Source organism: Ruegeria sp. YTSA072 (genome assembly GCF_059610285.1).
Genome location: NZ_JBXWNI010000012.1, coordinates 20,527 through 45,069, shown reverse-complemented (window position 1 = coordinate 45,069; position 24,543 = coordinate 20,527). Strand labels below are relative to the sequence as shown.

Here is a 24,543-nt window from a genome sequence, read left to right as displayed (position 1 = left end):
TCCGCCGGGACATTACCCTGCCTGTCCCGGGTTGATGATCTGAAACGAGCCATCGTCGAACTTCACATAGCAGGATTGGGTTCCCAGCGGCGGCAGCTTCGTTGTGCGCGCAGGTGGAACCTGTGATTTAACACTCTGTTTGCAGGGTGGCAGGCTGATCGGACGAAAGCCTTTTTTGGCCATGCATTGGGCCTCGACCTGATTGCGCAGACCGGCATTCACGTCGACCGTATAAACGCGCCCGGGCTCCCACCAACCAGGCGAACGATAGCAGTGTCCCCGGTTGTCGCAATAAGTACGTCCCGGCCAGTATGTGGGCGGGCTTTGCCGCACCTGATTGGCGACGGGAACGTCATTTACCGCCTTGACCTGACATTGCGTGGTCTCGGACTGCGTGCGCGACACGCTTTCACCTTCGCGGTAATACAGCGAAAGTGGGCCGCTGCAAGCGGACAGGACAGTCAGCGGAATTAGTAAGTGAAGCACTGATTTCATAGGGTTATCTTGCCCCAGCTTTGTCAGAATGACAATTCAATTGACCACTATAGGGGCATCTGTCATTCAAGGATTTCAGGCAGAAGGGCCAGAAACATGAAGGTCATCATATGCGGTGCCGGTCAGGTCGGCTGGCAGATCGCACGTCACTTGTCGGGCGAACTGAATGACGTAACGGTGGTGGACAACAATCCCGATCTGGTGCGCCGGGCGACGGAAACGCTGGATGTTCAGGGGATTGCCGGATTTGCCAGCTATCCTGACGTGCTGGAACGGGCAGGCGCACGGGATGCCGATATGATCATCGCAGCGACCCATTCAGACGAAGTGAATATGGTCACCTGTCAGATGGCGCATTCGATCTTTTCCATCCAGCGCAAGATCGCGCGGTTGCGGGCGAAATCGTATTTGCAGGCGATCCATTCGGATCTGTTCCGTCGTGACCACTTGCCCATCGACGTCGTGATCAGCCCGGAACGCGAAGTCGCAGCCGCTGCCATGCGCCGCCTTTCGGCCCCGTCCGCCTTTGATACTGAAATGTTCATGGATGGGCAGGCGCAGCTGCTGGGCATTCGCATCGACGAAGATTGCCCCATCGTGAACACCCCCTTGCGGCAGCTCACGGACCTGTTTTCGACCCTCAGCTCAATTGTCGTTGGTGTTCGGCGCGATGGCACGCTGTTTGCGCCTGAATCCGAAGATCAGCTGTTTGTCGGCGACGAATGCTATGTCTTTACCAATGTCAAAGACGTGGACCGCACGATGGAGGTTTTTGGCAAGGCCCAAAAGAAACAGGACCGCGTCGTGATCGTTGGCGGCGGCAATGTCGGGTTGGAAGTGGCCCGGACGTTGGAAGAGCGAGAAAGCCGGGTACGCGCCAAGGTGATCGAGCGTGATCGCCAAAGCGCTGAAATAGCCGCCGAAACACTGGAACGAACGATTGTCCTGAATGGCGACGGGCTGGATGCCGCCTTGTTGCGCGAGGCCGGGATCGAACGCGCCGACGCGATGCTGGCAGTCACCGATGACGACCGTGCCAACATGCTGGCTGCGGTGCGGGCCAAGGCCGAAGGTTGTGCCTTGGCAATTGCCTTGATCAATGATCCCAGCATGGTGGCCTTGATGGGGCCGCTGGGGATCGACGCTTACATTAACCCGCGTGCAACCACAGTCAGCTCGATCCTGCGCCATATTCGCCACGGTCGTGTGCGGCAGGTCTATTCTATCGGGGATGCCGAGGCAGAAGTGATCGAGGCCGAGGTGCTGTCGACTTCACCCATGGCAGGGCAGAAGCTGCGGGATATCGATTTTCCCGAAGGTGTTCTGGTAGGCGCCGTCCGAAAAGGCGATGAGCTTTTGCGCCCGACCGGCAGCCTGCGGATCGACGAAAAGGACGTGGTGGCAATCTTTGCGATGGCCAAGGACGTGCCCGAGGTCGAGCGCCTGATGCAGGTTTCAATTGATTTCTTCTGATGGCGCGCGCTCGGAGACAACAGATCACTTTGATACAGCGGCTGCCGCTGTTTCTGTTGATCTGGGGAATCGCGGCGCTGTCGATGTGGGTTCCGGCGATTTACGCACTGGCCTTGGATGATCACGACACGTCGCGATCGTTTTTCTATTCCGGTCTTCTGGGGCTGTTCGTGGTATCCACGATCGCTGTGGCAGCATCAAACCGGGTGCCGCGACGTGGGACGCTGGGGCAACTGGCCGTGTTGCTGGGGTGTTTTACCGTTCTGCCGCTTTTTCTGGCGATTCCGCTGCATGATGCCTTGGGCACCACCACTTTTCTGAACGCGTATTTTGATATGGTCAGCGCTGTGACCACCACCGGTGCGGACCTGTTTCCGGACCCGGATCGCCTGACTGCACCGCTGCACCTGTGGCGTGCTTTGGTCGGCTGGTTGGGTGGCTTGCTGATGTGGATTGCCGCGGCTGCGATTCTGGCGCCCTTGTCGTTGGGTGGGTTCGAGATTACAGCACGTGGCCAGCCTGGCCGTCCGGTGTCGGGCGTCGCACAAAGCGAAGAGGTCGACCCCCGCGGCCGTCTGATCCGTGTGACCCGGACCTTGACACCAGTCTATACCGGTCTGACCGCAACCATATGGATCCTGCTACTGATCGCCGGCGAAAACGGCCTGACTGCCGTGTGTCACGCCATGTCAACCATGGCCACGTCGGGGATATCTCCGGTCGGCGGGCTGGAGGGGGCGCAGGCCGGAATAACAGGCGAAGCGATCCTGTTTCTGTTCTTGTTCTTCGCCTTGTCGCGGCTGACGTTTTCGACCGATACGGCGACCACAGGCTATTCCCGGCTGGACCAAGACCCCGAATTCCGGATTGGCTTGATGATTGTGGGTGTCGTCGCGGCACTGTTGTTCGCGCGCGTCTGGGCCGGCGTTCTGGAAATCGGCAATCAGCTGGAACCGCTTCAGGCACTCAGCGTGATCTGGGGTATGATCTTTACGGCGTTGTCTTTCCTGACCACAGCCGGTTTCGAAAGCGCAAACTGGAATGATGCCCAGCAATTGTCCGGCCTTGGCACCCCCGGGCTGATCCTGATGGGTCTCGCCCTGATCGGAGGGGGGGTGGCCACAACGGCGGGCGGGGTCAAACTGCTGCGGGTCTTTGCCCTGTACCTCAATGGCGCGCGCGAGATTGATCGGTTGATCTATCCCTCATCCGTTAGTGGCATTGGCGGCGGTAACCGTCGCATTCAAAGCGACGGGGCCTTTATCGCCTGGATCTTCCTGATGATGTTCGCCTTGACCGCAGCACTGTTCAATCTGCTGCTGGCCGCGATGGGGTCGGGGTTTGAACAGGCGATGGTCCTCAGCGTTGCGGCACTCAGCACCACCGGGCCGCTGATCGAACTGGCCACCGATGTTCCCATCCGTCTGGTCGATTTGCCCTGGGGCGCAAAGCTGACCATGTGTGCGGCGATGGTGATCGGGCGATTGGAAACTTTGGCGATCATTGCGCTGATTACGCCAACCCTCTGGCGAGACTAAGAATCCTCACCTTTGCCGACACCTTATTTTTCATCTGGAATATCGGTTAACGACACTCCATACTCTGCCAGAGGGAGCGCGTTGGTCCGCAGCGCGTAGCAAGAACAATGGCGAGATTATAATAATATGGCTTCGGACAGACAGAATCTGCAGGACGCGTTCCTGAATAATGTACGGAAAGCAAAGGTCCCGGTCACAATTTTCCTGATCAACGGTGTGAAATTGCAGGGTGTCATCACCTGGTTCGACAATTTCTGCGTATTGTTGCGCCGCGACGGACAGTCGCAGCTGGTCTACAAACACGCAATTTCAACGATCATGCCGTCACAGCCGATCAACCTGTATGAGGGCGAAGACGCCTCTTGATGGAACACGACAGGACGCGCACCCGGGCTTGGGTGCTGCATCCGGAAATCAAATCAGATGAACAGCGCCGTGTCCCTGGACCGGCGTTGGAAGAGGCGGTGGCACTGGCTGCCGCTTTGCCCGATCTGGATGTGATCGGGTCCGATATTGTGCGTCTGCCACGTGCCCAGCCGGGGCTGTTGTTCGGGACCGGCAAGATCGAGGAGCTGGGCGAACGGTTTCATGACGCCGAGGTCGAGCTGGTTCTGATCGACGGGCCGGTTACCCCGGTTCAGCAGCGCAATCTGGAAAAAGCGTGGAAGGTCAAGATCCTCGACCGGACCGGGTTGATTTTGGAGATTTTCAGCGACCGCGCCCGTACCCGTGAAGGTGTTCTGCAGGTCGAGATGGCCGCGCTCAGCTATCAGCGTACGCGTCTGGTTCGCGCCTGGACCCACCTTGAACGTCAGCGGGGTGGATTGGGGTTTGTCGGTGGTCCCGGTGAGACCCAGATCGAGGCTGACCGAAGGGCCATCGACGATCAGCTTGTGCGCCTGCGCCGTCAATTGCAGAAGGTGATCAAGACCCGGACCTTGCACCGAGCTGCTCGGGCCAAGGTGCCATATCCGATTGTGGCGTTGGTGGGCTATACGAACGCCGGTAAATCAACTTTGTTCAATCGCCTCACCGGGGCCGAGGTAATGGCGAAGGACATGCTGTTTGCCACGCTGGATCCGACCATGCGGCGGGTTGAACTGCCCGATGGTCCCGAGGTGATTCTGTCGGACACGGTGGGGTTCATTTCGAACTTGCCGACCGAACTGGTCGCGGCCTTCCGCGCCACACTTGAAGAGGTTCTGGGCGCAGATATCGTCGTGCATGTGCGCGACATCAGCCATGAAGACACCGAGGCACAAGCCCGGGATGTCGAGACCATTTTGACCTCGTTGGGCGTTGATGACGAACGGCCCCGGCTTGAGGTCTGGAACAAAATCGACCTGTTGAACGAAGATGAGCGCGAGGCCACGTTTGCCCGGGCCGACCGCGACCCGTCGATCTTTGCCATTTCCGCCGTGACGGGCGAAGGCATCGAACCATTGCTGGCCGAGATCGCGGTTAATTTGCAAGGGGTTCGGCACGAGACAGTTCTGACGCTGGCATTTGCCGAAGGCAACAAGCGTGCGTGGCTGTTCCGTCAGGACGTTGTTCAATCCGAAGAGCAGACGGATGACGGATTTCAGATCACCGTATTGTGGACCGACAAGCAAGCGGCGCAGTTCGCCGCGCTTTGATCGACAAGCGAGGTCACGATGGCAAAAATTAAGGTGGTTCTGCGTGGTCATATTTCGGTGCCTGCCGACCGTGTCACACAGGTGCGTGAGGCGTTGCCGGACCACATCGCCCTGACTCGGGCCGAACCGGGTTGCATCACATTCGACGTTACAGAAGACGCGGATATTCCCGGTCGGTTCAACGTACACGAAATTTTTGAAAACCAAGCGGCCTTTGACGCCCATCAGGCGCGAACCAAAGCCTCGACTTGGTTCAAGGTGACAGAAGGCATTCCGCGCGACTACCAGATCACGCGCGTTTAGGCGGGGCGTCCGCTACTGCCCGTCTATCTGGCGCTGATAGTCGTCAGCATCGAACCAACCCAGCGACGTTTGCACCTTGTTGTCAGCGGTCAATTCCCATTCTTCCCAACCACGCGTGACGACGTGGTTGCCGGTCTCGGAGTGATGGCCTTCCAGCGTCCAGACAAAAATCGCGTGTGATCCGGCCCATCGCAGCATGTCGCAGCGCACTTCCAGATCCGGGAAGTCGGCGTAGAATCCGCGCGCCATTTCTGCGACGGCGGCACGGCCGACAATTGGTTCACCCCGGTTGATCGTGATCTGCCCGTCGGGTGCAAAAAAGCTGGCAACCGCATTTGGGTCGCCCGAGCTCCACGCGATTGCGTAATCGCGTGCGAGATTGTTCAACATATCCCGAAAACTGGCCATCTGTACCCCCAAGGTCCCGAATTGTCGGCTTGCAGATCGTAGGCGAAAACACCTGCGCGCGTCCACGGCAGCTTGCAAAAGGGGCAAGGTCCTGCCGAAGCAGTGAAATCAGCGCGGGGTCAGGTTGGTTACGCCGACCGCTGCCGCGCGGGCCAGATCCATGTCCAGTGACATGGGGATATACTCACCTCGCCGCCAAAGCTGGGCCTGGTCGTCGTAGTAGCGCGACAGGAAATGCCCCGACTGACCTGTGGCCGTGATAAAGACCGAACTGTTGGGATCGGCAAAATCATAGACACCGCGATATCCCGCACCGTGGACGTTTTGGAAAGGGTTGGGCCCTTCGCCCGATGTCCGCCCGCGCAGCAGAGTGTTGTCGCCGCCGCTAGTGGATTGGCGGATGTTGACGAAGAACCGCAGAACGGGAACCGTGCCCAGAACCGGGTGGTCATGCGTGGCCTGATGGGCGTCTCCCCAGCGCAGGGATTCCAGCGAACCACCGTATTTCTCGCTGATCCAGATCAGCGCATCGTCCAGCGCCAGTCGTGCCATGTCGGTACAGGTTTCCACGGGTGCGCTCTGACGCACGTCGCACCAGACCGACGCGCCGTCGATATCGCGGTACACCCGTTCGATGAACAGCGGCTCAACATGTTTGTATTCGGCCGCCAGCGGCCCCAGCTCGTCCGAGATCAGCCGGATTTGCAGCGCGCGCAACCATGCGGCATAGATCAGCGGTTCAGGCAGGTGCTCGTTCATCTCACCGTTCCACTCGGCCAGCAGGGCCAGCGCGACCTGACGCTGGCGTTCCGGTGTGCCCTCGGGCGCAGAGGCTCCGGTAAACCAAAGATCGGCGCCGATTAGCGGCAGAAGTGAACGGGCGGTAAAGCTGACGGTATCAAGTTGCGCTTCGATAAAGCTGTCGCGGGTGTGAACCTCGCGCGATTGCATCAGGCGTTCCCAACGGTGCACCCTTTGGGTGTCACCCCATTCGTATGAGACGTGGTTGGGAAAGGGGCGGTCGATGATCTTGTTGTTTGTATTGCCCAAAATCCCGCCTGCTGGCGTCACGAATTCGGGGTTGTTTGCATAAGGCAAGCGGCCTTGCCACAGGTTCTCGGCCAACCAACCGGGCGTTGGGATACGGCCGCGGCTTTGGTTGCGAAGATCTCGGTCAGGCATTGCGCCGATCAGCTTCATGCCGATCGTGTCCTTGTCGACCAGCGACAGGTTTTGCGACGGCGCAATGAACAGTTCGGCCACGTCGATGGCTTCGCGCACACTGCCCGAATTCATTAATGCCATCGAAGCCGTCATCGACGTGTCGCGCGGGCTGAGCGCGGTCCATGACAACGACGCGACGTGTCCGGGCGGCGTGATCGTTTCCAGATCGTAATGGCTGCCGGGCAAGACGGGTCCGTTGTCGGTCCAGCGCAGAGTCAGGGTGATGGGGGCTTCGTCTTTGATCTCGATGATCGAGGGGCGAGAGCGGAACCGTTTGAAACCATCAGGCGACAGGTACTCTTCTGGGTTTTCAGGGTTCAGCTGTTCGATGTGAACATCCTGATCGTCCAGGTAAGACGACGTCAGACCCCAGCCCAACCTATCACTGCGGCCCGTCATGATCGCCGGAACGCCCGGAATGGTCGCGCCGATAACACCGCCTTTGGCAAGCTCAAGCCGTGCCAGGTACCAAATGCCCGGTGCGGTCAGACCCAGATGGGGGTCATTGGCCAGCAGGGTGCCTCCGATCGCGGAACGCGAGGGCGCGGCCGACCACGCGTTCGACGCCCCGGCCAAGCCGCGTTTAGGGAATGGTGACAGCGGCGTGTCGGGCATTGGCGTGCCTTCGGCATAGCGCGGCAGTTCTGGGAACAAAGACGCATATTCCGGCAGCGCCGCAATACCCGCGCCCGGTACGTCTGGCAGGATATCGGCCAGCCGCTTTGGATCGTTCAGCATTAGGGATGTGCGGGCGCGCAGGACCTCATCTTTCAAATGGCCAGACAGTTGCAGGCTCATCAGTTTGATGATCGCAATGCTGTCGCCGGGCTGCCACGGCGATACAGATGCGTTGAAAAGGAACATCTCGGGCGCGCCGCGTCCCAATGCGTTCTCATTGATCTCATCCAGCCGGGCATTGACGCCCGCAGAATAAGCGCGCAGCGCAGCTTTGGTGTAATCGTCCTGCACCTCGACCGAGCGGTGGGCAAGACTGTAAAGGTCAAAACGGCGCAAGAGCTTGTCGATAGGGGCAGTGCGCTTGCCGAACACTTCGGATAAACGGCCCTGCGCAGTGCGTCGCATCACGGTCATCTGCCACAGGCGATCCTGCGCATGGGCATAGCCCAGGCCAAAGAATACGTCAGGGTCGCTTTCGGCCAGAATATGCGGAACATTGGCGGTGTCACGCACGATCTCGACCGGCGCACGCAGCCCGCTGACTTCGACGGTCTGGTCATAATCCGGCAGGGACTGGCTGGCCAGGAAGTAGACAAGACCCACAGCCGCAACGGCCAACAGGATCAGGCCCGTAGCAATCCGAACCAGCCAGCGAAAGACAAGACCCATGAACGCCCCATATCCCCATAAGAAATTATTGGCTGAACCCTACTGGAAGGACTGGGCAACCGAAAGAGGAACGCCGCGCGAACGTTGAGTTAACATGTTGAGATGAAAAACCCCGCCACATGGTTTTGAACATGTGGCGGGGTCCGTGGCAAAGGGGGGTGGTATTCGGTATCAGGGGATGATGCGCGTGTACTTGGTGCCTTCGACAGTCGCGCCGAATTTCAGACCAGCCTGTCCGAAAACGGCGGCCAATACTGGCTTGCGCAATTGGGTTGTGTCGGTCGAGAGCGAGTCGCCGGTGGCGTCGACGACATAGCCGATATCCGCCCCTGCGGTCCAACCGCTGGAACGGCGGAAGTCATCCAGCGCGTCCTGCGTCATGAAGAACAGGACATGCGCATATTGTTGCGCGCCGATCTGCAGACCAGCACTGCCGGATAGGGCCGAGTAGTAGTCGACCGTTGCACCGTTAATGCGCAGCGCGCCCTGGCCATAGGCACCGCCAAAGATGAACCCGGCCTCGGTGATCAGGGGCATCACCAGCATGCCGTCGGCTTTGTTGGCGATCTCGACGGTGTTGGGGTACTTGCTGAACATTTCGTTCAGCGTCACGTTCACACGGGCGTCGATCTGGGCCGCATTGGAATTACCTACACCATTTCCGCATGCTGCTGTCAGCGTAAGACCGGCCATGCCAAGCGCAAAGCCACGACGGTTTAGTCGGGGAGAGTTGGAACTGCTCATGTTTTTTTCTCTGTATAAACTGCCTGAAGTGTCGGGTGTTCCCGATCTTGTGTGCAAGAATACGCCGATTGCGTCCGTGTGTCACGGGAAAGCTGGTCCAACAGCGTTCACAATCGGCGAAAAGTCGCGACCGTCCGGGGTTTTAGCCCTGAAGGATGCGTGCGACCTGCGGTGCAAAGTAGGTCAGGATTCCATCGCAGCCTGCGCGCTTGAAGGCCAGCAGGCTTTCCAGCATGACTTTCTCACCATCAATCCAGCCGTTCTGCGCCGCCGCCTGTACCATCGCGTATTCACCGGACACCTGATAGGCATAGGTTGGCGCGCCAAACGTGTCTTTCACGCGGCGACAGATATCCAGATAGGGCATGCCTGGCTTGATCATCACCATGTCTGCGCCTTCTGTCAGGTCACGTTCGATCAGGCGCAGCGCCTCGTTCGAATTGGCCGGGTCCATCTGGTAGGTCTTCTTGTCTCCGGTCAGCGCACCGGACGCGCCTACTGCATCGCGGAAGGGGCCGTAGAATGCGCTGGCATATTTGGCTGCATAGCTGAGGATCATCACGTTGTGGTGCCCGGCAGCCTCAAGCGCGCGGCGCATTGCGCCGATGCGGCCATCCATCATGTCTGAGGGACCAATGATGTCGGCCCCGGCTTCAGCCTGCGCCAGTGTCATTTTGACCAGCGCCTCGACGGTCTGATCGTTCACGATCTCGCCATCAACGACATAGCCGTCATGGCCATTGATGTTATAGGGGTCCAGCGCCACGTCGGTCATCACGGCGATATCTGGAGCCGCAGATTTGATCGCCCGAATGGCCCGGTTCGACAGGTTGTCTGGGTTCCACGCCTCGGCGCAATCTTCGGTTTTCAGGCTGGGATCAGTATAGGGAAAGATGCAGATCGCCGGGATGCCCATAGCCTGTGCCTCGACTGCAGCCTTGGCGATCAGATCGACCGAGCGCCGCACAACGCCGGGCATCGAAGGTACGGGTTCTTCAATGCCTTCACCATCGCGCACGAAAACCGGCCAGATCAGATCGTCCGTCGTCAGCGCGTTTTCCCGCACCAAGCCACGAATGGCGTCGGATTGGCGTGCCCGGCGAAATCGCGTAAGGGGGTAGGGGGCGATGGTCGGTTTCATGTCGCGCTCTCCTTGAATATTCGTGCATTGGGTGGCATGAATTCCCGATGGTCTCAAGGGTAACATTGGACGCGCCTGCGCGAAGAACGCCCAAGGACAATGAACAAAGGGCTGATGCGTGGATTTGCACTCTTCGATTTTCGAACTCATTGACATGCGCAGCTTTTCGAATCTGTGGTACTGGATTGTGTTGGCGGTGCTCTGGTCGTCGGCCAGCCACTGGGCGATGGGGGTTCCCTACGATCTGCTTGTGCGTGCCCGTCGTGTTGGCGGTCAGTCCGAGCAGGACCTGCTGGATATCGTAAGGATCAACCGTAACAGGATGCTGTACATCGTTGATATGTCAGGCCTGGTTATTCTTGCCTTGAGCTGTTTCTTTTTTACCGGGCTTGCGATGCTGGGTTTCTACTATGGCGTCGAATTTGCACAGGCCCTGTTTTTGTTGCTGTTCCCTGTGAGTTTGGTGACCCTGATCAACATTCGCGCCGCACGCAAGTTGCAGCGCATCGAGCCGGTGCTCGAAAGCATATCGAAGATCCTTGTGCGCTGCCGGATTTACACCCAGATCATTGGCATGATCTCAATTGTCATTACTTCACTTTGGGGTATGTACCAGAACGTCTCGATCGGTGTTCTCGGGGGATGAAAATCAGAAAGGCAAGGCGATGACGGCTCCGAACCATGTGACGGTTGGTGGCGCTCCTGAAGGGTTTGACGCGCAGCTTGTTCTGAATGAAATCGCGCGCGTTGGCGGGCCGGCCTGTCATGTCGCGCGTGATGACAAACGGATGGAGGCGATGCGCGCCGCACTGGCTTTCTTTGCCCCCGATATGCCGGTCTTTGTGTTTCCGGGGTGGGATTGTCTGCCATATGACCGGGTATCGCCCAACGCCGACATAGCGGCGGCCCGTGTGGCGACTTTGGCGGCACTGGTTCATCAGATGCCGGATCGGTTTGTCCTGCTGACCACGCTGAATGCCGCGACCCAGCGGGTGCCTGCGCGTGATGCGCTGCGCGAGGCTGCTTTTACGGCCCGCGTGAACCATCGCGTCGACGAAACGGCGCTGCGGAACTTCCTTGTACGCATGGGGTTCACGCAAAGTCCGACAGTGATGGAGCCGGGCGACTATGCCGTTCGCGGCGGTATCATCGACATTTTTCCCCCGGGCGAATCCGGTCCCGTACGTTTGGATCTGTTCGGAGACGTGCTGGACGGCGCGCGCCGGTTCGATCCGGTTTCGCAACGCACGACCGAAAAGCTGGATGTTGTCGAATTGGCTCCGGTTTCCGAGGTCATTCTGGACGACGCCGCCATCACGCGGTTCCGCCAAAACTATCGCATCGAATTTGGCGCGGCGGGCACCGATGATCCGCTGTATGAGGCGATCAGCGCGGGCCGCAAGCATCAGGGCATCGAACACTGGCTGCCGTTCTTCCACGAAAAGCTGGAAACCCTGTTTGATTATCTGCCGGATGCGACGATCACTGTGGATGATCAGGTGACACCCACGCGGCTTGCCCGCTGGGATACAATAGCCGATCAGTATGAAACGCGGCGTCTGGCGCTGGAAAACCGTTCGCGCATGGATACGGTGTATAAGCCTACACCTCCCGGATTGCTCTATCTGGACGATGCCGCGTGGGAGCAGGCGGTCGGGGACCGGCGGGTGATGCAGTTCAGCCCGCTGCCTCAGGCCAGCGGTCCCGGTGTGATTGATGCAGGCGGGCGGATTGGCCGCAATTTCGCACCAGAGCGGCAGCAGGAAAACATTAGCCTGTTTGGTGCTTTGGCAAGCCATATCACCGACAAGATGGCCAAGGGGCCCGTCTTGATTGCGTCGTATTCTGAAGGGGCGCGAGAGCGTCTAACAGGCTTGATCGAAGATGAAGGCCTGGCCGAAGCCGTCCCTGTCACCAATGGCACCCGGATTGGCAAACGCGGATTGCATCTGGCTGTCTGGGCGCTTGAGCACGGGTTTGAAACGCCCGGTCTGACCGTGATCGCCGAACAGGACGTGCTGGGTGACCGCCTCATCCGCCAGCCCAAGAAGCGCCGCAAGGCCGAGAATTTCCTGACCGAAACCCAATCGCTTAGCCCGGGCGATCTGGTGGTGCATGTCGACCACGGGATCGGGCGATACATAGGGATGGAAGTGGTCACGGCGGCCGGTGCTGCGCATGAATGCCTGCTGCTGGAATATGCCGAACAGTCCAAGCTGTATCTGCCGGTTGAGAACATCGAGCTGCTGTCGAAATACGGTCATGACGAAGGTCTGCTGGACCGCTTGGGTGGCGGCGCTTGGCAGGCTAAGAAAGCCAAGCTGAAAGAACGCATCCGCGAGATGGCGGACAAGCTGATCCGTATCGCTGCGGAACGCGCTTTGCGCAAAGCTCCGGTCATGGATCCGCCGCCCCACGCGTGGGAGGAGTTCAGCGCGCGCTTTCCATATCAGGAAACCGATGATCAGTTGCGCGCGATTTCCGAGGTGATGGAGGACATGCATTCCGGCGCGCCGATGGATCGGTTGATCTGTGGTGACGTGGGCTTTGGCAAAACCGAGGTTGCCATGCGCGCGGCCTTTGTCGCCGCGATGTCCGGTGTTCAGGTGGCCGTGATCGCACCGACCACATTGCTGGCGCGTCAGCACGCGGCCAGTTTCAAGGAACGGTTCCGGGGCTTTCCGTTGGAGGTGCGGCAGCTATCGCGCTTTGTGTCCGCGAAAGATGCACAGCAGACCCGTGATGGTATGGCGCGCGGGACCGTCGACATCGTGATCGGCACCCATGCGTTGCTGGCCAAGGGTATCCGGTTCAACAATCTGGGCCTGTTGATCATCGACGAAGAACAGCATTTTGGCGTCGGTCACAAGGAACGACTTAAGCAGCTGCGCAGCGACATTCACGTTCTGACCCTGACCGCCACACCGATCCCACGGACACTGCAACTGTCACTGACCGGGGTGCGCGATCTGTCGATCATTGGCACACCGCCGATCGACCGTCTGGCCATTCGTACCTATGTCAGCGAATTCGACGCGGTCACTGTCCGCGAGGCGCTGCTGCGCGAACACTATCGTGGCGGGCAGAGCTTTTACGTTGTTCCCCGTATCTCCGACCTGCCAGAGATCGAGGAGTTCCTGAAAGAACAGCTGCCCGAACTGACTTATATGGTGGCACATGGGCAAATGGCGGCGGGCGAACTCGATGATCGTATGAACGCCTTTTATGACGGAAAATACGACGTGTTGTTGGCGACGACGATTGTCGAAAGCGGGCTTGATATTCCCACCGCGAACACGATGGTCGTGCACCGGGCGGACATGTTCGGGCTGGCGCAGCTTTATCAGATCCGTGGTCGGGTAGGGCGGTCTAAAACCCGTGCCTATGCGTACCTGACCACCAAGCCGCGTCAGAAACTGACGGCGACAGCCGAAAAGCGCCTGCGGGTTCTGGGCTCGCTGGATACTCTGGGGGCCGGGTTCACGCTGGCTTCGCAGGATCTCGATATTCGGGGTGCGGGCAACTTGCTGGGTGAGGAACAATCCGGCCAGATGCGCGACGTCGGCTATGAGCTCTATCAATCGATGCTGGAAGAGGCGATTGCCAAGATCAAAGCAGGCGAGATGGAGGGGCTGTCTGAAGCCGACGACCAATGGGCGCCACAGATCAATCTGGGCGTGCCGGTTCTGATCCCCGAAGATTACGTGCCCGATCTGGATGTGCGTTTGGGGCTTTATCGTCGCTTGTCATCGCTTTCGACCAAGGTCGAATTGGAAGGCTTTGCCGCAGAACTGATTGACCGGTTCGGCACGCTGCCGAAAGAGGTAAACACCCTGATGCTGGTCGTGCGTATCAAGGCGATGTGCAAGCGGGCAGGGATCGCCAAGCTGGATGGCGGGCCGAAGGGTGCGACAATCCAGTTCCACAACGACAAGTTCGCCTCGCCGGAGGGTTTGGTAGAGTTCATTCAGAACCAGCGCGGTTTGGCCAAGGTCAAGGACAACAAGATCGTCGTCAGACGTGATTGGAAGAAGGACAGCGACAAGATCAAAGGCGCATTCGCCATCGCCCGCGACCTGGCGGAAAAGGTCATGGCGGCGAAGAAGAAAAAGGCGAAAGCCTAGTCTCCGCTGACGAAAGTGCACAATTGCCATTCGCCCGCGTCGGATTTTACGAATGCGGCGCGGTGGCCTGTCATGGGCCAGAGAAAGTCGCCGTGCATGAATCCCCGCGTGCCGTCGGTCAGCATCACCGGTTGATAGTCGGCACCGTCGCGATAGTTCGGGACGATGACGATCTCGTAGCTGATGAGGCTCAGCGCTGGGGAGCCCGGCTCGGCAGCTTGCCGAAGAGTCACGTCCTCACCGGTCACAAAGTAGGCCACGTAAGGGTCCAATGAGGCAGGCAAAGTGATCTGCCATTGATGCGGCATCCAAAACTCGCCCTCGTCGTCGAAATAGCCCGGTTGGGACAGGGTGGTTTCCAGATCGCTCCAATAGGCTTGGCGGATCTGATCTTCTTGAGAGTCGCTGGTTTCTGGGGCGAGGTAGTCAAGGAATTCCCCGGGTCCGCCATTTCCGCCATGGCTGAGGTAGATGTCCGGGCAAGCGGCTGCGATCACGGCCTCGGTATCCCGCACGGCCACGCTCGCCAGCAAACTATCCCGAAAGGCTACGAGGGTAGGATCGCGTTCTGCTTCATCGACCGGCGGAAAGGTCTGACGGTCAGCCAGGGCCGGGCCGCAGATTAACAGTGACAATAGAAATGCGCGGATCATTCTGCGGCCCTCATCGCGGCCTGCGCGCAAAAACACGAGGCCCCGACGGCCCGGTCAGCGCGGGCAAGCGCTAGATCAAGACGTTGTTTGATCAATTTGATCTCAACTGTCTCACCGCGTGCTTTCAGACAATCATGCAGGCCCTTCAAACTCCAGACATTGTCGGGGTGGATTGAGGCGCGGCTCAGAGTGCCGCCAAGCCCAAGATCTTCGCGATACACTGCTTCGGCCTCGGCCACGTGGCCCTGTTCGTACAACAACGCACCAAGCGCGTGGCGCGCGGGTTGCATCCATCCCCATGGCTCGTCGTAGGGCAGCGTGTCGTCCAGTTCGACCGCGCGCCTCAGATGGGCGAATGCGGCGTCATAGTTGCCTTTGCGATACTCAATCTCTCCGCGCAGCATTTCGCGGGCGATGTCCAGCAAGTCGATCACGCGGTTGTTGTGCAGCAGGCGAGTTTCCGGCACTCGATCCTTGGCGGCAAGGAACAGTTGCTCTTCGGCCTCTGCCTCGGGCACCTCACCTGTGGCCGCATAAGCGAGTGCGCGCGCGTAATGGGTAGTCGCGGTGACAGTGCGGTAGAGATCCTGGTCGCCGGGCAGCGGTAGGTTCTTTGCTTCTTCCCACCGGCCAAATCGGATCAGGATATGCGGACCCATCGACATGTAGCTTTCGAAGAAGTCCGCCATGGGCGGGCTTTCGGTGCGTAGCATCTCTTCAGGGGTGGTGTCCCAGATGCCTTGATTGGCACGCAGCGCGGGTTCCATTTGACCAAGAAACAGCGCGCCGTAGATGGCAAAATGATAGTCGTGCTGGCGATAGCCTGTGTAGATATTGAACGCGCCTTCGCGCTCATAATACTTCAAGTCAGCCTCGGTCGCCTTTTCATTCCAGTGAACGACGTTCTGATAGTGCCCGCACAACACGTCGATATGGGTGGGCATATGCACCAAATGCCCCGCATCCGGGACCAATGTGCGCAACACGTCGCCAGCCTTCAGAGCCTTTTCTGGTGTCGGCGACATCTCCATCAGATGAACATAGAGGTGCAGTAGACCCGGATGCGACATCGCCGCCGGATCGTCTGCCATCGCGTCTTCCAGGGCTTTTTGCGCCTCCAGCGTCGCAGCGCCGTCAGCGGGCTTGCCGCTTTTCAGGTCCCACATCTGCCAGGGGGTCAGGTTGAGCAGCGCTTCGACGTAGATGGTTCGCAGATCAAGGTGATCAGGCAATACACCAAAGGCCGCCCGCATCGCGCCGGCGAAATCGTGGTCCCAGCTATGCATGTCGTCGACGGGATCGCGCTGTGGATACCGCGCGGGCAGGGCGCGGATCAGCGCCTGTTCCGTCGGGCTGCACCCTTCGGCCAAAGCCTCGGCTTTCTGCGTGGCATCGTAGGCCAGCGCCAGCGCTTTTCGTCGCCCGCGGTCATCCAGCAGGTTCCAAGGCAGGTTGTAATTCGGGCCCGCGGCATAAGCCACGCCCCAGTGAGCCATCGCGCAGTCAGGGTCAAATTCAAGCGCGCGCTGAAAGCACACAACCGCTTCGTCGTGGTTATAGCCGTAGGTCCAATTCAGCCCCCGGTCGAACCAGAGCTGTGCGTCTGTTGAAGCCGTCGTTATCGGACAGGAATATGCGCCAAGATCGTAATAGTCGCTCACTGAAAAACTCCACTCATATTGAGCAAAGGTTAGCCTGATTCATCGTTCCTGCACAGATCAGGCTGGCAGCCTGTTTTCGATCCGCCCCATATGCAGCATCAGGCCGAATCCTGCAGCGCTCATGGCCAGGATGCCGACAGCCAGCGGGGTGATGGACCCGTCGAACATCTGCCCGATGGGGGCTGCGATCGCGGCAGCAAACACGGTCGAGATCGCACCGATCACAGAAGCCGCCATACCCGCGATATGGCCCATAGGCTCCATCGCGATAGCGTTCAGATTGCCCATAGTCATACCTGCCATAAAGAAGACCGCAGTTTGCCAGCTTACGAAAACTGCGAAGGACAGCGTGGGCGATAGGTCTGTCGCATTCAGGGCGATGACGGCTGTGGTAAAGAGGACCTGTGCGCCCAGCGCCCATGTCACGATCCGGCGCATGCCCAATTTGATAACAAGGGCCGCGTTTAAAAGGCTGGCTGAGCCTGCCATCAACGCCACGAACCCGAACCAGAACGGAAAACTGTCGGCACTGTCGTGGATGACATCGTAGACCGGTTGAACCATCGTCAGCATGGTGAACAACATGCCCAGACACAGTGTCTGAACCAAGATCGACAGTCGGACAGTTGGGTGTGTGAACATCTGGCGCGCGGCGTCCAGTATAAGGGGCATGCGCAGCGGGCGACGGTTCTCGACCGACAGGGGTTCCGGAAGGCGCAGGCCCATCCAGACGATGGTGATCAGTGAGAACAGGATGAATGAGGCAAAGATGCCCCGCCATCCGGTCAGTGCGATCACGCCGGCACCAAGCATTGGCGCAATTGCCGGTACCAGGGTGAAGATCATCATCGCAATCGATACAATCCGCGCCATCTCGCGGCCCGAATACAGGTCGCGAATAATTGCCATTGCCACCACGCGTGGGGCCGCACATCCGATCCCCTGGAAGACACGGGCGACCAATAGCATTTCGAGTGATGAACTGGCCCAGGCAGCCGCCGCAGCGATGATATACAGTGCCGATCCGACGTAAATCACTGGTTTGCGGCCAAAGGCGTCCGACAGCGGACCGGTGAAAAACGTGCCAATCCCCATGCCCAACACAAACGAAGTCAGGATCAGCTGGGCTTTGTTGACGTCGTTGGGGCTGAGTTGCGCGCCGATATTTGGCAGTGCAGGCAACATGGAATCGATCGAAAACGCGATTGTCGCAAACATCATTGCGACAAGTGCTACGAACTCACCCCGTGACATGCGATTGGCCATAACGCCCTCCTGATCTGTTCGCGCTATCACGGCAAATCAGTTGGCGCTAGGTGTCAAATTGCACAGAGGTCTGTGCTAATTTGCAGGGGAGGCCTCAAGTTGAGACATGATTTCAGCAATCACTTTTTCCCACATTTCAGGGGGTTGCACCCCGGGGACGGCATGTTGATTGGCGACGATGAATGTTGGGACAGAGCTGACGCCCATCTGCCTGGAATGGCTGTCACGGTTGCTGATATCCTCGCGGTCCGCGTCGGATTTCAGCAGTTTCAGCACGACCGCTGCGTCCATTCCCGCATTGTCGGCAATATCCGCCAGAACCTCATGATCGCCGATATCGCGGGCCTGCACGAAATAGGCATCGAACAAGGCATCGACCACGGCATTCTGTTTGCCTTCAATCCCGGCCCAATGGATCAGGCGGTGGGCATCCAGTGTGTTGGGCGTACGCTCCATACCTTCGAAGTCGATTTTAAGGCCTGCGTTCTCGGCATGATCTACAACCGGAGCATAGGCCCGCACCGCGCCTTCCTTGCCCCCGAACTTGCGTTCGAGATATTCGCGGCGGTCCATTCCGGCATCCGGCATGTCGGGGTTCAACTGGAACGGATGCCATTCGATCACAAACGGATGGTCCGGGATCGCCGCCAGCGCCTTGTCCAGATGGGTTTTGCCGATATAACACCACGGGCAGATCGGGTCGGACATGATATCAAGCTTGACGGTCTCGGTCATCGGTTGGTCGCCTTGAAATAGGCCGGCAGCGCCCGGCGCAGAAGTTTCCCGTTCCCGCCGGTGGGCAGTTCAGGCAGATGGATAAAGGCGCGCGGTTGCTTATAGCGCGCCAGATTTGCCTCGACATAGGTGCGCAGGGCGTTGTCGTCCAGCTTTTCCGGTCCTGTATAGAAGGCTGCTATCACAAATGTGTCCTGTTTAACCTCGACTGCCGCAGCCCCGACCTGCGCGATGCCGGGGTATCGAGACAGCGCCGCCTCGACTTCAACCGGTGACACCCTATAGCCGCCGGCATTCATCATATCGTCATCGCGACCCAGATAAGTGATCTGGCCATCCACGGCCATGGCCCCTTGATCGCCGGTCAGGAACCATTCGTCCTGCATCCGGGATTCGGCCTCGTCGGGGGCATTGAGATAGGTCAGCATCAGGCCGGGGTCGGACCTGTGGACGGCAATGGTGCCTTCCTGACCCTGAGGTACGGGACCGTCAGGTCCCAGGATAGCCACACGGCGGCCAGGCTGCGGTTGGCCCAATGCATCGGACCGCGCTGGATGCGCCGGGCTGGACGAAATGAAAGTCGAACACTCGGACATGCCATAAGCTTCGTAGAGTTCAGTGCCGGTCGCCTGCGTCCACTGTTCATGTAGATGCCGTGACAGTTTTTCTCCGGCGCATAACCCATGCCGCAATTCCGGCAGGTCCAGGTCGTCTGTTGTGCTCACCACCTTACGGAATACACCCGGTGCTGCAGCAAAGATGGTGACTTGATGATGGCGTAGCAGGGCAGGTAGTGCGTCCAGATCGGTGCCAGGCGCGGGTATAAGGGCTGTTGCGCCAGTGGTCCACGGATCCATCAGACCGGTGCCTAGGGTATAGGTCCAGTTGAACGCGCCCGCGTGACACAGGCGATCGGTTTCACGCAGCCCGTACCAGCCATCCACCATCATCCGACGCGCCCAGATGGCGCGATGGGCATGGGCCACAGCCCTCGGTTTTCCCGAGGTGCCCGAAGTATAGACGACATAGGCCATCCGTTCCGGGTCACCCATTTGAAACTCAGCAGCAGGCAGATCACGCATTCCGGCCAAATCGGACAGGTCAATCTGAACCGGGTGCGCGGCGCACGCAACCTGTGGGTCACGCAGAATGGCGGCAGGCATGAGGTCCTTGATCATGCGCTCTGTTTCCGGCTCGGTCAGCTGCGATGATGTTGGGACCGGGATGATGCCGACAGCAATCGCTCCGAGATAGGCAATCGGGAAATCGACCGTGTTCCCAAGCCGCATCAACGCGATATCGCCGGGCTTCAAACCGGCATTCAACAACCCCGTGCCAGTTCCCAGAATGGCCTGCCGCAACGCGCTATACGTCCAATGCTCGGTATGCGAGGACCCCAGCACAGACAGGGCGGTCTTGTCCGCAAGCCTGTCCGCACAGCGCAGTACATGCGCTGCCAGATTGAACGGAGACGGGCAGGCCGGCGGCGGCCCCTGATCAAAAACAGAAAGCATGGCAACTGGCTAGCGCGACCACTGCTGCGTTGCAAGCGCGACGGGCTGCGCCTATAGAATGACGCATGAGCACCCAAGACCAGACATCTCTGATCCGCATTGCCCGGGACTCGGGCGAACATACGGAAGTTGAACCACTGGACCTCGGCGCGCGCGTGCGCGAGCTGCGGAAAGCACGGAAATGGACGCTTGAACAGGCTGCCACGCAGGCCGGTTTGGCGCGTTCAACGCTCAGCAAGATCGAAAACGGTCAGATGTCGCCCACCTATGACGCGCTGAAAAAGCTTGCGACCGGCCTTGAGATCTCGGTGCCGCAACTGTTTACGGCGCCACAGCGGGACCAGGTGATCGGCCGGATGGCCGTGACGCGCATGGGCGAAGGGTCAGCCCATCCCACAACCACCTATGAACATGAACTGCTGGCCGAAACGCTGACGAAAAAGCAGATGTTGCCCTATCGGGCCCGTGTCCGCGCGCGGTCAATGGATGAGTTCGACGGCTGGGTCCGCCACGACGGCGAAGAGTTCTTGTATGTCCTGACGGGTGTTGTGCGCCTTTACACCGAGTTTTATGAACCAGTCGAAATGCGCCGCGGCGACAGCGCCTATTACGACGGGAGCATGGGTCACAATGTAATCTCGGTCAGCGACGAAGATGCAATGATCCTGTGGGTAACATCACTTACTTAACGACCGGCTGAATTCGCGGTTCAAACCTTCCGTGAACAAAAAGTCCTCAAGCTCTTCGTGGGCTTCGTTCATGGTCAGTTGATGGCGTTCAGCCAGATACGCTTCGAAACATTTGCGGTCTTGGCTTAACCGCACCATGTCCTGATCCCGCAGGTTTGGAAAGCGCCGTTTGGCGCGGGTATACATTGCACTCCAGTCTTGCGTCAGATCGGTCCATTTCAACATTAGACAGCTTTCCGTTTTCATGGTTTCAAACCGCTCGTCCCAAGAACCAGCGTACGAAGGTGATGGGGGCGTTCGGGCATGACAAAATGTCGCACCCGGGGTCGGGTGGCGGTTTGATTTTTGACGGGGGCGAAAGTGCCCGTTGCAGCCTATCCGCAACGGGCAGACGGACCTGATTTTTGAGTGAGTGGAGGCCGGTCCGTAAATTCGATGTTCTGCGCACCGGACGAAGAGTTACGTTTTGAATTTCAAAGCAATAATCAATTCGTGCAGCGTACTGCAGTATATGTACAAGCTATATCGCTAAACCCCGGTCAGTAAAGCTTTTTGTGTGAGTTTTTTAGGGGAACACTTGACGTTGGGGTAATTGCAACATGTTGGCATGGCAAAAAACCGACCCGCAATATGCGGTGCCAATAGGCTGTGCGCCGATTTCCGCCCACGTCCCTTAGGTGCCGCGCGTGACCCGTTACTGTTCGTACCACCAAACCTGCGGCATGTACTCGGGCCCATCGCCATAGATCGGCAAGTTTTCCGGCTGCTTGAGTTCCTTGGCGTGGGCGATCCGGCCTACATCAAAGTTCCAAATCGGAATGACATAGCGCCCGGCGGTCAACACACGATCAAGCGCGCGCGTTGCAGCGACGAAATCCTCATGACTTTCCGATGCCAACATGGCGTCAATCATTCCGTCCACAGCGGGTGAAGCCACCCCCATCAAGTTGCGCGTGCCCGGAGTATTCGCGTTTTCGCTGCCCCAGTACAGGCGCTGCTCGTTGCCGGGTGACAGGGACAAAGCACGACGGAAATAGGTCATGTCGAAATCCAGCTCGGATGTACGGCTGGTGAACTGGGCGCTGTCGACCTGTTCCGTGCTCACTGCGATGCCAAGACGTTCCAGTGCGCGCGTGTAGATCTCGATTGCCGTTTCGCTTTCTGTGTCGCCCTGTTGCAGCAACACGGTCAGAGTAAAGGCATCCCCGTTTTCGTTACGCAGCACGCCGTCCTGGATGGTCCAGCCCGCCTCAGCCAACAGTTTGGTTGCAGCGCGGATGTTTGAACGGTTGCGGGCCGATCCGTCACTTTCCGGCAAGATATAGCCTTCAAGCGTTCCGGGCGGCAGGTCGTCCTTGAACGCCAATAACAGATCTTCCACACGACCACTTGCCGGGCCGGGTTGCATCGCAAGGTCCGAGCCCGAGAAATAGGATGAGATACGCGGCTGCGCGTTGCCGGTAATCGTGTCGTTGATGAATTCGAAATTGAACGCCAGCGTCAGCGCCTCGCGGACACGCCAGTCGTCAAACGGTGCTTTGCGGGTGTTCATGACAAACCCGGTCATACCCGAGGGCTTGCCGTGCGGGATCTCGGTCTTGACCACATCGCCGCGCTGGACGGCCGGGAAATTGTATTGATTAGCCCATTTGTCGGCATTGAATTCACGAACCGCAGTCAGTTCTCCGGCTTTAAATGCCTCGAATAGAACAGTACCGTCGCCGTAGAATTCGATCCGCATTTCGTCCAAATTCATGGTGCCTTTACGGAAGGGGATGTCAGTGCCCCAATAATTCGGGTTCCGCTTGAGGTTCACGTATCTACCGGCCTCATAGCTGTCGACGACGTAGGGCCCGGTTCCGACCGGAATGTCATGCAATCCGGCATTGGCAAAATCTTTGCCTTCCCACTGGGCTTTCTGCAGGATCGGGCGCAGACCTGCGATCAGGGCAAGCTCGCGGTCGGGCTCGTTGAAGGTGATGCGCACCGAGCGGGGACCGGTTTGTTCGATGCTGTCGATCTTGCTCCACAGCCCGCGATAACGCAGATGACCTTCGGTTCCCAAAGTCTCATACGACCAGATGACATCATCCACTGTGACAGGCGTACCATCCGAGAATTCGGCGTTCTCACGCAGGGTGAATTCGACCCAGGACCGGTCCGGCGCTGTCTCAACTGATTCGGCTAACAGCCCGTAAAGAGTGAAAGGTTCGTCCCAAGATCGACCCATCAGGCCCTCATGGGTCCAAAATCGCAATTGCCAGGGCGAGCTGCCTTTTTGCACGAACGGGTTCAAACTGTTATAGCCGCCCGTATTTCCGAACACGACTTTCCCGCCTTTTGGCGCGTCCGGATTTGCGTAGGGCAGGGACACAAAATCCGGTGGTAAGGCCGGGTCACCATACATAGCTATGCCATGGGTCGATTCTGCATGGGCAATTGACGTGCTCAAAAGTGCAGTGATTCCCGCGACCAATGGACGAACGGGGCGTAGAAAATCGGGGCTCATTTTGGAAACAATCCTGCTCTGGCCTTATTTTGTTGGGATTCATCGTAGCGATGATTTTTCTTATTTTCAAACTTTTAGCTTGGACGAAGGCACGGAATTGCTTATAAAGGGTGCACTGCTCGATAGGTTTCTTGCCTGTATGAAACCTGCCTCAATAACTTAACGCCCGCTTCGTGCGGGCGTTTTTTTTGTGCGGGTCTTTCAAAGGATGCGCCGCCCGGATGTTTCCCCGTTTTCTTTGCAGCTGCAGCATGGCACTGTGTTGCCAAAGTTGATTTTGTGGGAGTTCGGCTATGAGCCTTTCGGGAAAAACAGCCATCATCACCGGTTCGAATTCAGGGATCGGATTGGGCGTCGCGCGCGAGCTGGCGAAGGCCGGGGCCAACGTGGTGCTGAATTCCTTTACCGACCGCGACGAAGATCATGCGCTGGCCGCCGAGATTTCGAAAGAGACCGGGACCAGCGCACGCTATATCAAGGCGGACATGTCCAAGGGTGAAGAATGCCGCGCGCTGATCGAAAAGGCGGGGGCATGTGATATTCTGGTGAACAACGCGGGCATTCAGCATGTTGCGCCGGTTGATCAATTTCCGGTCGAAAAGTGGGATGCGATCATCGCAATCAACATGAACTCGACTTTTCATACGATGGCCGCCGCTTTGCCAATGATGCGCAAGGCCGGGTGGGGACGTATTGTGAATATCGCCTCGGCTCATGGGTTAACAGCGTCTCCGTTCAAGGCGGCCTATGTCGCGGCAAAGCACGGCGTGGTTGGTATGACCAAAACCGCGGCGCTGGAGACCGCGCAGGAGCCAATCACATGCAACGCGATCTGCCCGGGATACGTCCTGACACCATTGGTCGAGGCACAGATCCCAGGCACCATTAAGGAATACGGCATGAGCCGTGAGGACGTGATCAAGAACGTGATGCTTGAACGGCAACCTTCGAAAGAATTCGCAACGGTCGAGCAATTGGGTGGCACCGCGATCTTCCTATGCTCGGATGCGGCAGCGCAGATCACCGGGACCACGATCTCGGTCGATGGCGGTTGGACAGCGTTGTGAGTTTTGACGGGGGCG

General features: G+C 58.5%; 21 protein-coding genes. 9 read left to right on the top strand and 12 right to left on the bottom strand.

What is annotated here, in order from left to right; genetic code table 11:
* Positions 1-12: 12 nt before the first annotated feature.
* Positions 13-495 (bottom strand): hypothetical protein, encoded by a 483-nt coding sequence (locus tag AC2FIB_RS17660; RefSeq protein WP_496733463.1) that lies wholly within the window; start codon positions 493-495, stop codon positions 13-15.
* Positions 496-591: 96 nt separating this feature from the next.
* On the opposite strand from AC2FIB_RS17660, the gene trkA reads away from it, so the two are divergent.
* The 5 genes from trkA to AC2FIB_RS17635 all read left to right on the top strand — a co-directional run bounded on the left by trkA (position 592) and on the right by AC2FIB_RS17635 (position 5,446).
* The gene (gene trkA / locus AC2FIB_RS17655; RefSeq protein WP_108858467.1) at positions 592-1,968 is read left to right on the top strand and encodes a Trk system potassium transporter TrkA; all 1,377 of its coding nucleotides are present in this window, start codon (positions 592-594) and stop codon (positions 1,966-1,968) included.
* Positions 1,968-3,506, top strand: a complete 1,539-nt coding sequence (locus AC2FIB_RS17650; RefSeq protein WP_496733461.1) for a TrkH family potassium uptake protein — start codon at positions 1,968-1,970, stop codon at positions 3,504-3,506. The genes trkA and AC2FIB_RS17650 overlap by 1 nt, the downstream gene beginning before the upstream one ends.
* 126 nt (positions 3,507-3,632) lie before the next feature.
* Positions 3,633-3,872 (top strand): RNA chaperone Hfq, encoded by a 240-nt coding sequence (hfq, locus tag AC2FIB_RS17645; protein ID WP_005982826.1) that lies wholly within the window; start codon positions 3,633-3,635, stop codon positions 3,870-3,872.
* A complete protein-coding gene (gene hflX, locus AC2FIB_RS17640; RefSeq protein ID WP_108858469.1) occupies positions 3,872-5,143 on the top strand; it encodes a GTPase HflX in 1,272 nt (423 codons plus the stop codon). Before hfq ends, hflX begins: the two co-directional genes overlap by 1 nt.
* A gap of 18 nt (positions 5,144-5,161) precedes the next feature.
* Positions 5,162-5,446 (top strand): putative quinol monooxygenase, encoded by a 285-nt coding sequence (locus tag AC2FIB_RS17635; RefSeq protein ID WP_496733459.1) that lies wholly within the window; start codon positions 5,162-5,164, stop codon positions 5,444-5,446.
* 12 nt (positions 5,447-5,458) lie between these two features.
* On the opposite strand, the gene AC2FIB_RS17630 is transcribed toward AC2FIB_RS17635, so the two are convergent.
* The 4 genes from AC2FIB_RS17630 to hemB all read right to left on the bottom strand — a co-directional run bounded on the left by AC2FIB_RS17630 (position 5,459) and on the right by hemB (position 10,310).
* Positions 5,459-5,854 (bottom strand): SgcJ/EcaC family oxidoreductase, encoded by a 396-nt coding sequence (locus AC2FIB_RS17630; RefSeq protein WP_496733457.1) that lies wholly within the window; start codon positions 5,852-5,854, stop codon positions 5,459-5,461.
* Between the two features lie 108 nt (positions 5,855-5,962).
* Positions 5,963-8,425 (bottom strand): penicillin acylase family protein, encoded by a 2,463-nt coding sequence (locus AC2FIB_RS17625; protein WP_496733455.1) that lies wholly within the window; start codon positions 8,423-8,425, stop codon positions 5,963-5,965.
* 171 nt (positions 8,426-8,596) lie between these two features.
* Positions 8,597-9,169, bottom strand: a complete 573-nt coding sequence (locus AC2FIB_RS17620) for a lipid-binding SYLF domain-containing protein (RefSeq protein ID WP_058271789.1) — start codon at positions 9,167-9,169, stop codon at positions 8,597-8,599.
* A gap of 142 nt (positions 9,170-9,311) precedes the next feature.
* Complete coding sequence (gene hemB, locus AC2FIB_RS17615) at positions 9,312-10,310, bottom strand: porphobilinogen synthase (RefSeq protein WP_496733453.1); 999 nt, start codon at positions 10,308-10,310, stop codon at positions 9,312-9,314.
* A gap of 118 nt (positions 10,311-10,428) precedes the next feature.
* Between hemB and AC2FIB_RS17610 the strand changes: the two genes are divergently transcribed.
* Both AC2FIB_RS17610 and mfd read left to right on the top strand, forming a co-directional pair.
* Positions 10,429-10,956: a component of SufBCD complex gene (locus tag AC2FIB_RS17610; protein WP_496733451.1), complete on the top strand. Its 528-nt coding sequence runs from the start codon at positions 10,429-10,431 to the stop codon at positions 10,954-10,956.
* Positions 10,957-10,975: 19 nt separating this feature from the next.
* A complete protein-coding gene (mfd, locus tag AC2FIB_RS17605; protein WP_496733450.1) occupies positions 10,976-14,434 on the top strand; it encodes a transcription-repair coupling factor in 3,459 nt (1,152 codons plus the stop codon).
* Here mfd and AC2FIB_RS17600 read toward each other — a convergent pair.
* The 5 genes from AC2FIB_RS17600 to AC2FIB_RS17580 all read right to left on the bottom strand — a co-directional run bounded on the left by AC2FIB_RS17600 (position 14,431) and on the right by AC2FIB_RS17580 (position 20,263).
* Positions 14,431-15,087, bottom strand: coding sequence for an SH3 domain-containing protein (locus tag AC2FIB_RS17600; protein ID WP_496733448.1), 657 nt, complete (start codon positions 15,085-15,087; stop codon positions 14,431-14,433). The genes mfd and AC2FIB_RS17600 overlap by 4 nt on opposite strands.
* On the bottom strand, positions 15,084-16,748 hold the full coding sequence (locus AC2FIB_RS17595; protein ID WP_496733447.1) for a hypothetical protein: 1,665 nt from the start codon (positions 16,746-16,748) through the stop codon (positions 15,084-15,086). The genes AC2FIB_RS17600 and AC2FIB_RS17595 overlap by 4 nt, the downstream gene beginning before the upstream one ends.
* 57 nt (positions 16,749-16,805) lie before the next feature.
* Entirely contained in the window at positions 16,806-18,014 is a 1,209-nt protein-coding gene (locus AC2FIB_RS17590) for a multidrug effflux MFS transporter (RefSeq protein ID WP_496733445.1), read from the bottom strand.
* A 75-nt stretch (positions 18,015-18,089) separates the two neighbouring features.
* On the bottom strand, positions 18,090-18,749 hold the full coding sequence (locus AC2FIB_RS17585) for a DsbA family oxidoreductase (RefSeq protein ID WP_496842524.1): 660 nt from the start codon (positions 18,747-18,749) through the stop codon (positions 18,090-18,092).
* Positions 18,746-20,263: a class I adenylate-forming enzyme family protein gene (locus AC2FIB_RS17580; RefSeq protein WP_496733441.1), complete on the bottom strand. Its 1,518-nt coding sequence runs from the start codon at positions 20,261-20,263 to the stop codon at positions 18,746-18,748. The genes AC2FIB_RS17585 and AC2FIB_RS17580 overlap by 4 nt, the downstream gene beginning before the upstream one ends.
* 65 nt (positions 20,264-20,328) lie before the next feature.
* Between AC2FIB_RS17580 and AC2FIB_RS17575 the strand changes: the two genes are divergently transcribed.
* On the top strand, positions 20,329-20,952 hold the full coding sequence (locus AC2FIB_RS17575) for a helix-turn-helix domain-containing protein (protein WP_058271780.1): 624 nt from the start codon (positions 20,329-20,331) through the stop codon (positions 20,950-20,952).
* Here the strand turns inward: AC2FIB_RS17575 and AC2FIB_RS17570 are convergent.
* Complete coding sequence (locus AC2FIB_RS17570; protein ID WP_058271932.1) at positions 20,941-21,177, bottom strand: hypothetical protein; 237 nt, start codon at positions 21,175-21,177, stop codon at positions 20,941-20,943. The genes AC2FIB_RS17575 and AC2FIB_RS17570 overlap by 12 nt on opposite strands.
* A gap of 469 nt (positions 21,178-21,646) precedes the next feature.
* Entirely contained in the window at positions 21,647-23,461 is a 1,815-nt protein-coding gene (locus tag AC2FIB_RS17565; protein ID WP_496733439.1) for an extracellular solute-binding protein, read from the bottom strand.
* A gap of 293 nt (positions 23,462-23,754) precedes the next feature.
* Between AC2FIB_RS17565 and AC2FIB_RS17560 the strand changes: the two genes are divergently transcribed.
* Complete coding sequence (locus AC2FIB_RS17560; protein WP_496733438.1) at positions 23,755-24,528, top strand: 3-hydroxybutyrate dehydrogenase; 774 nt, start codon at positions 23,755-23,757, stop codon at positions 24,526-24,528.
* Positions 24,529-24,543 lie beyond the last annotated feature (15 nt).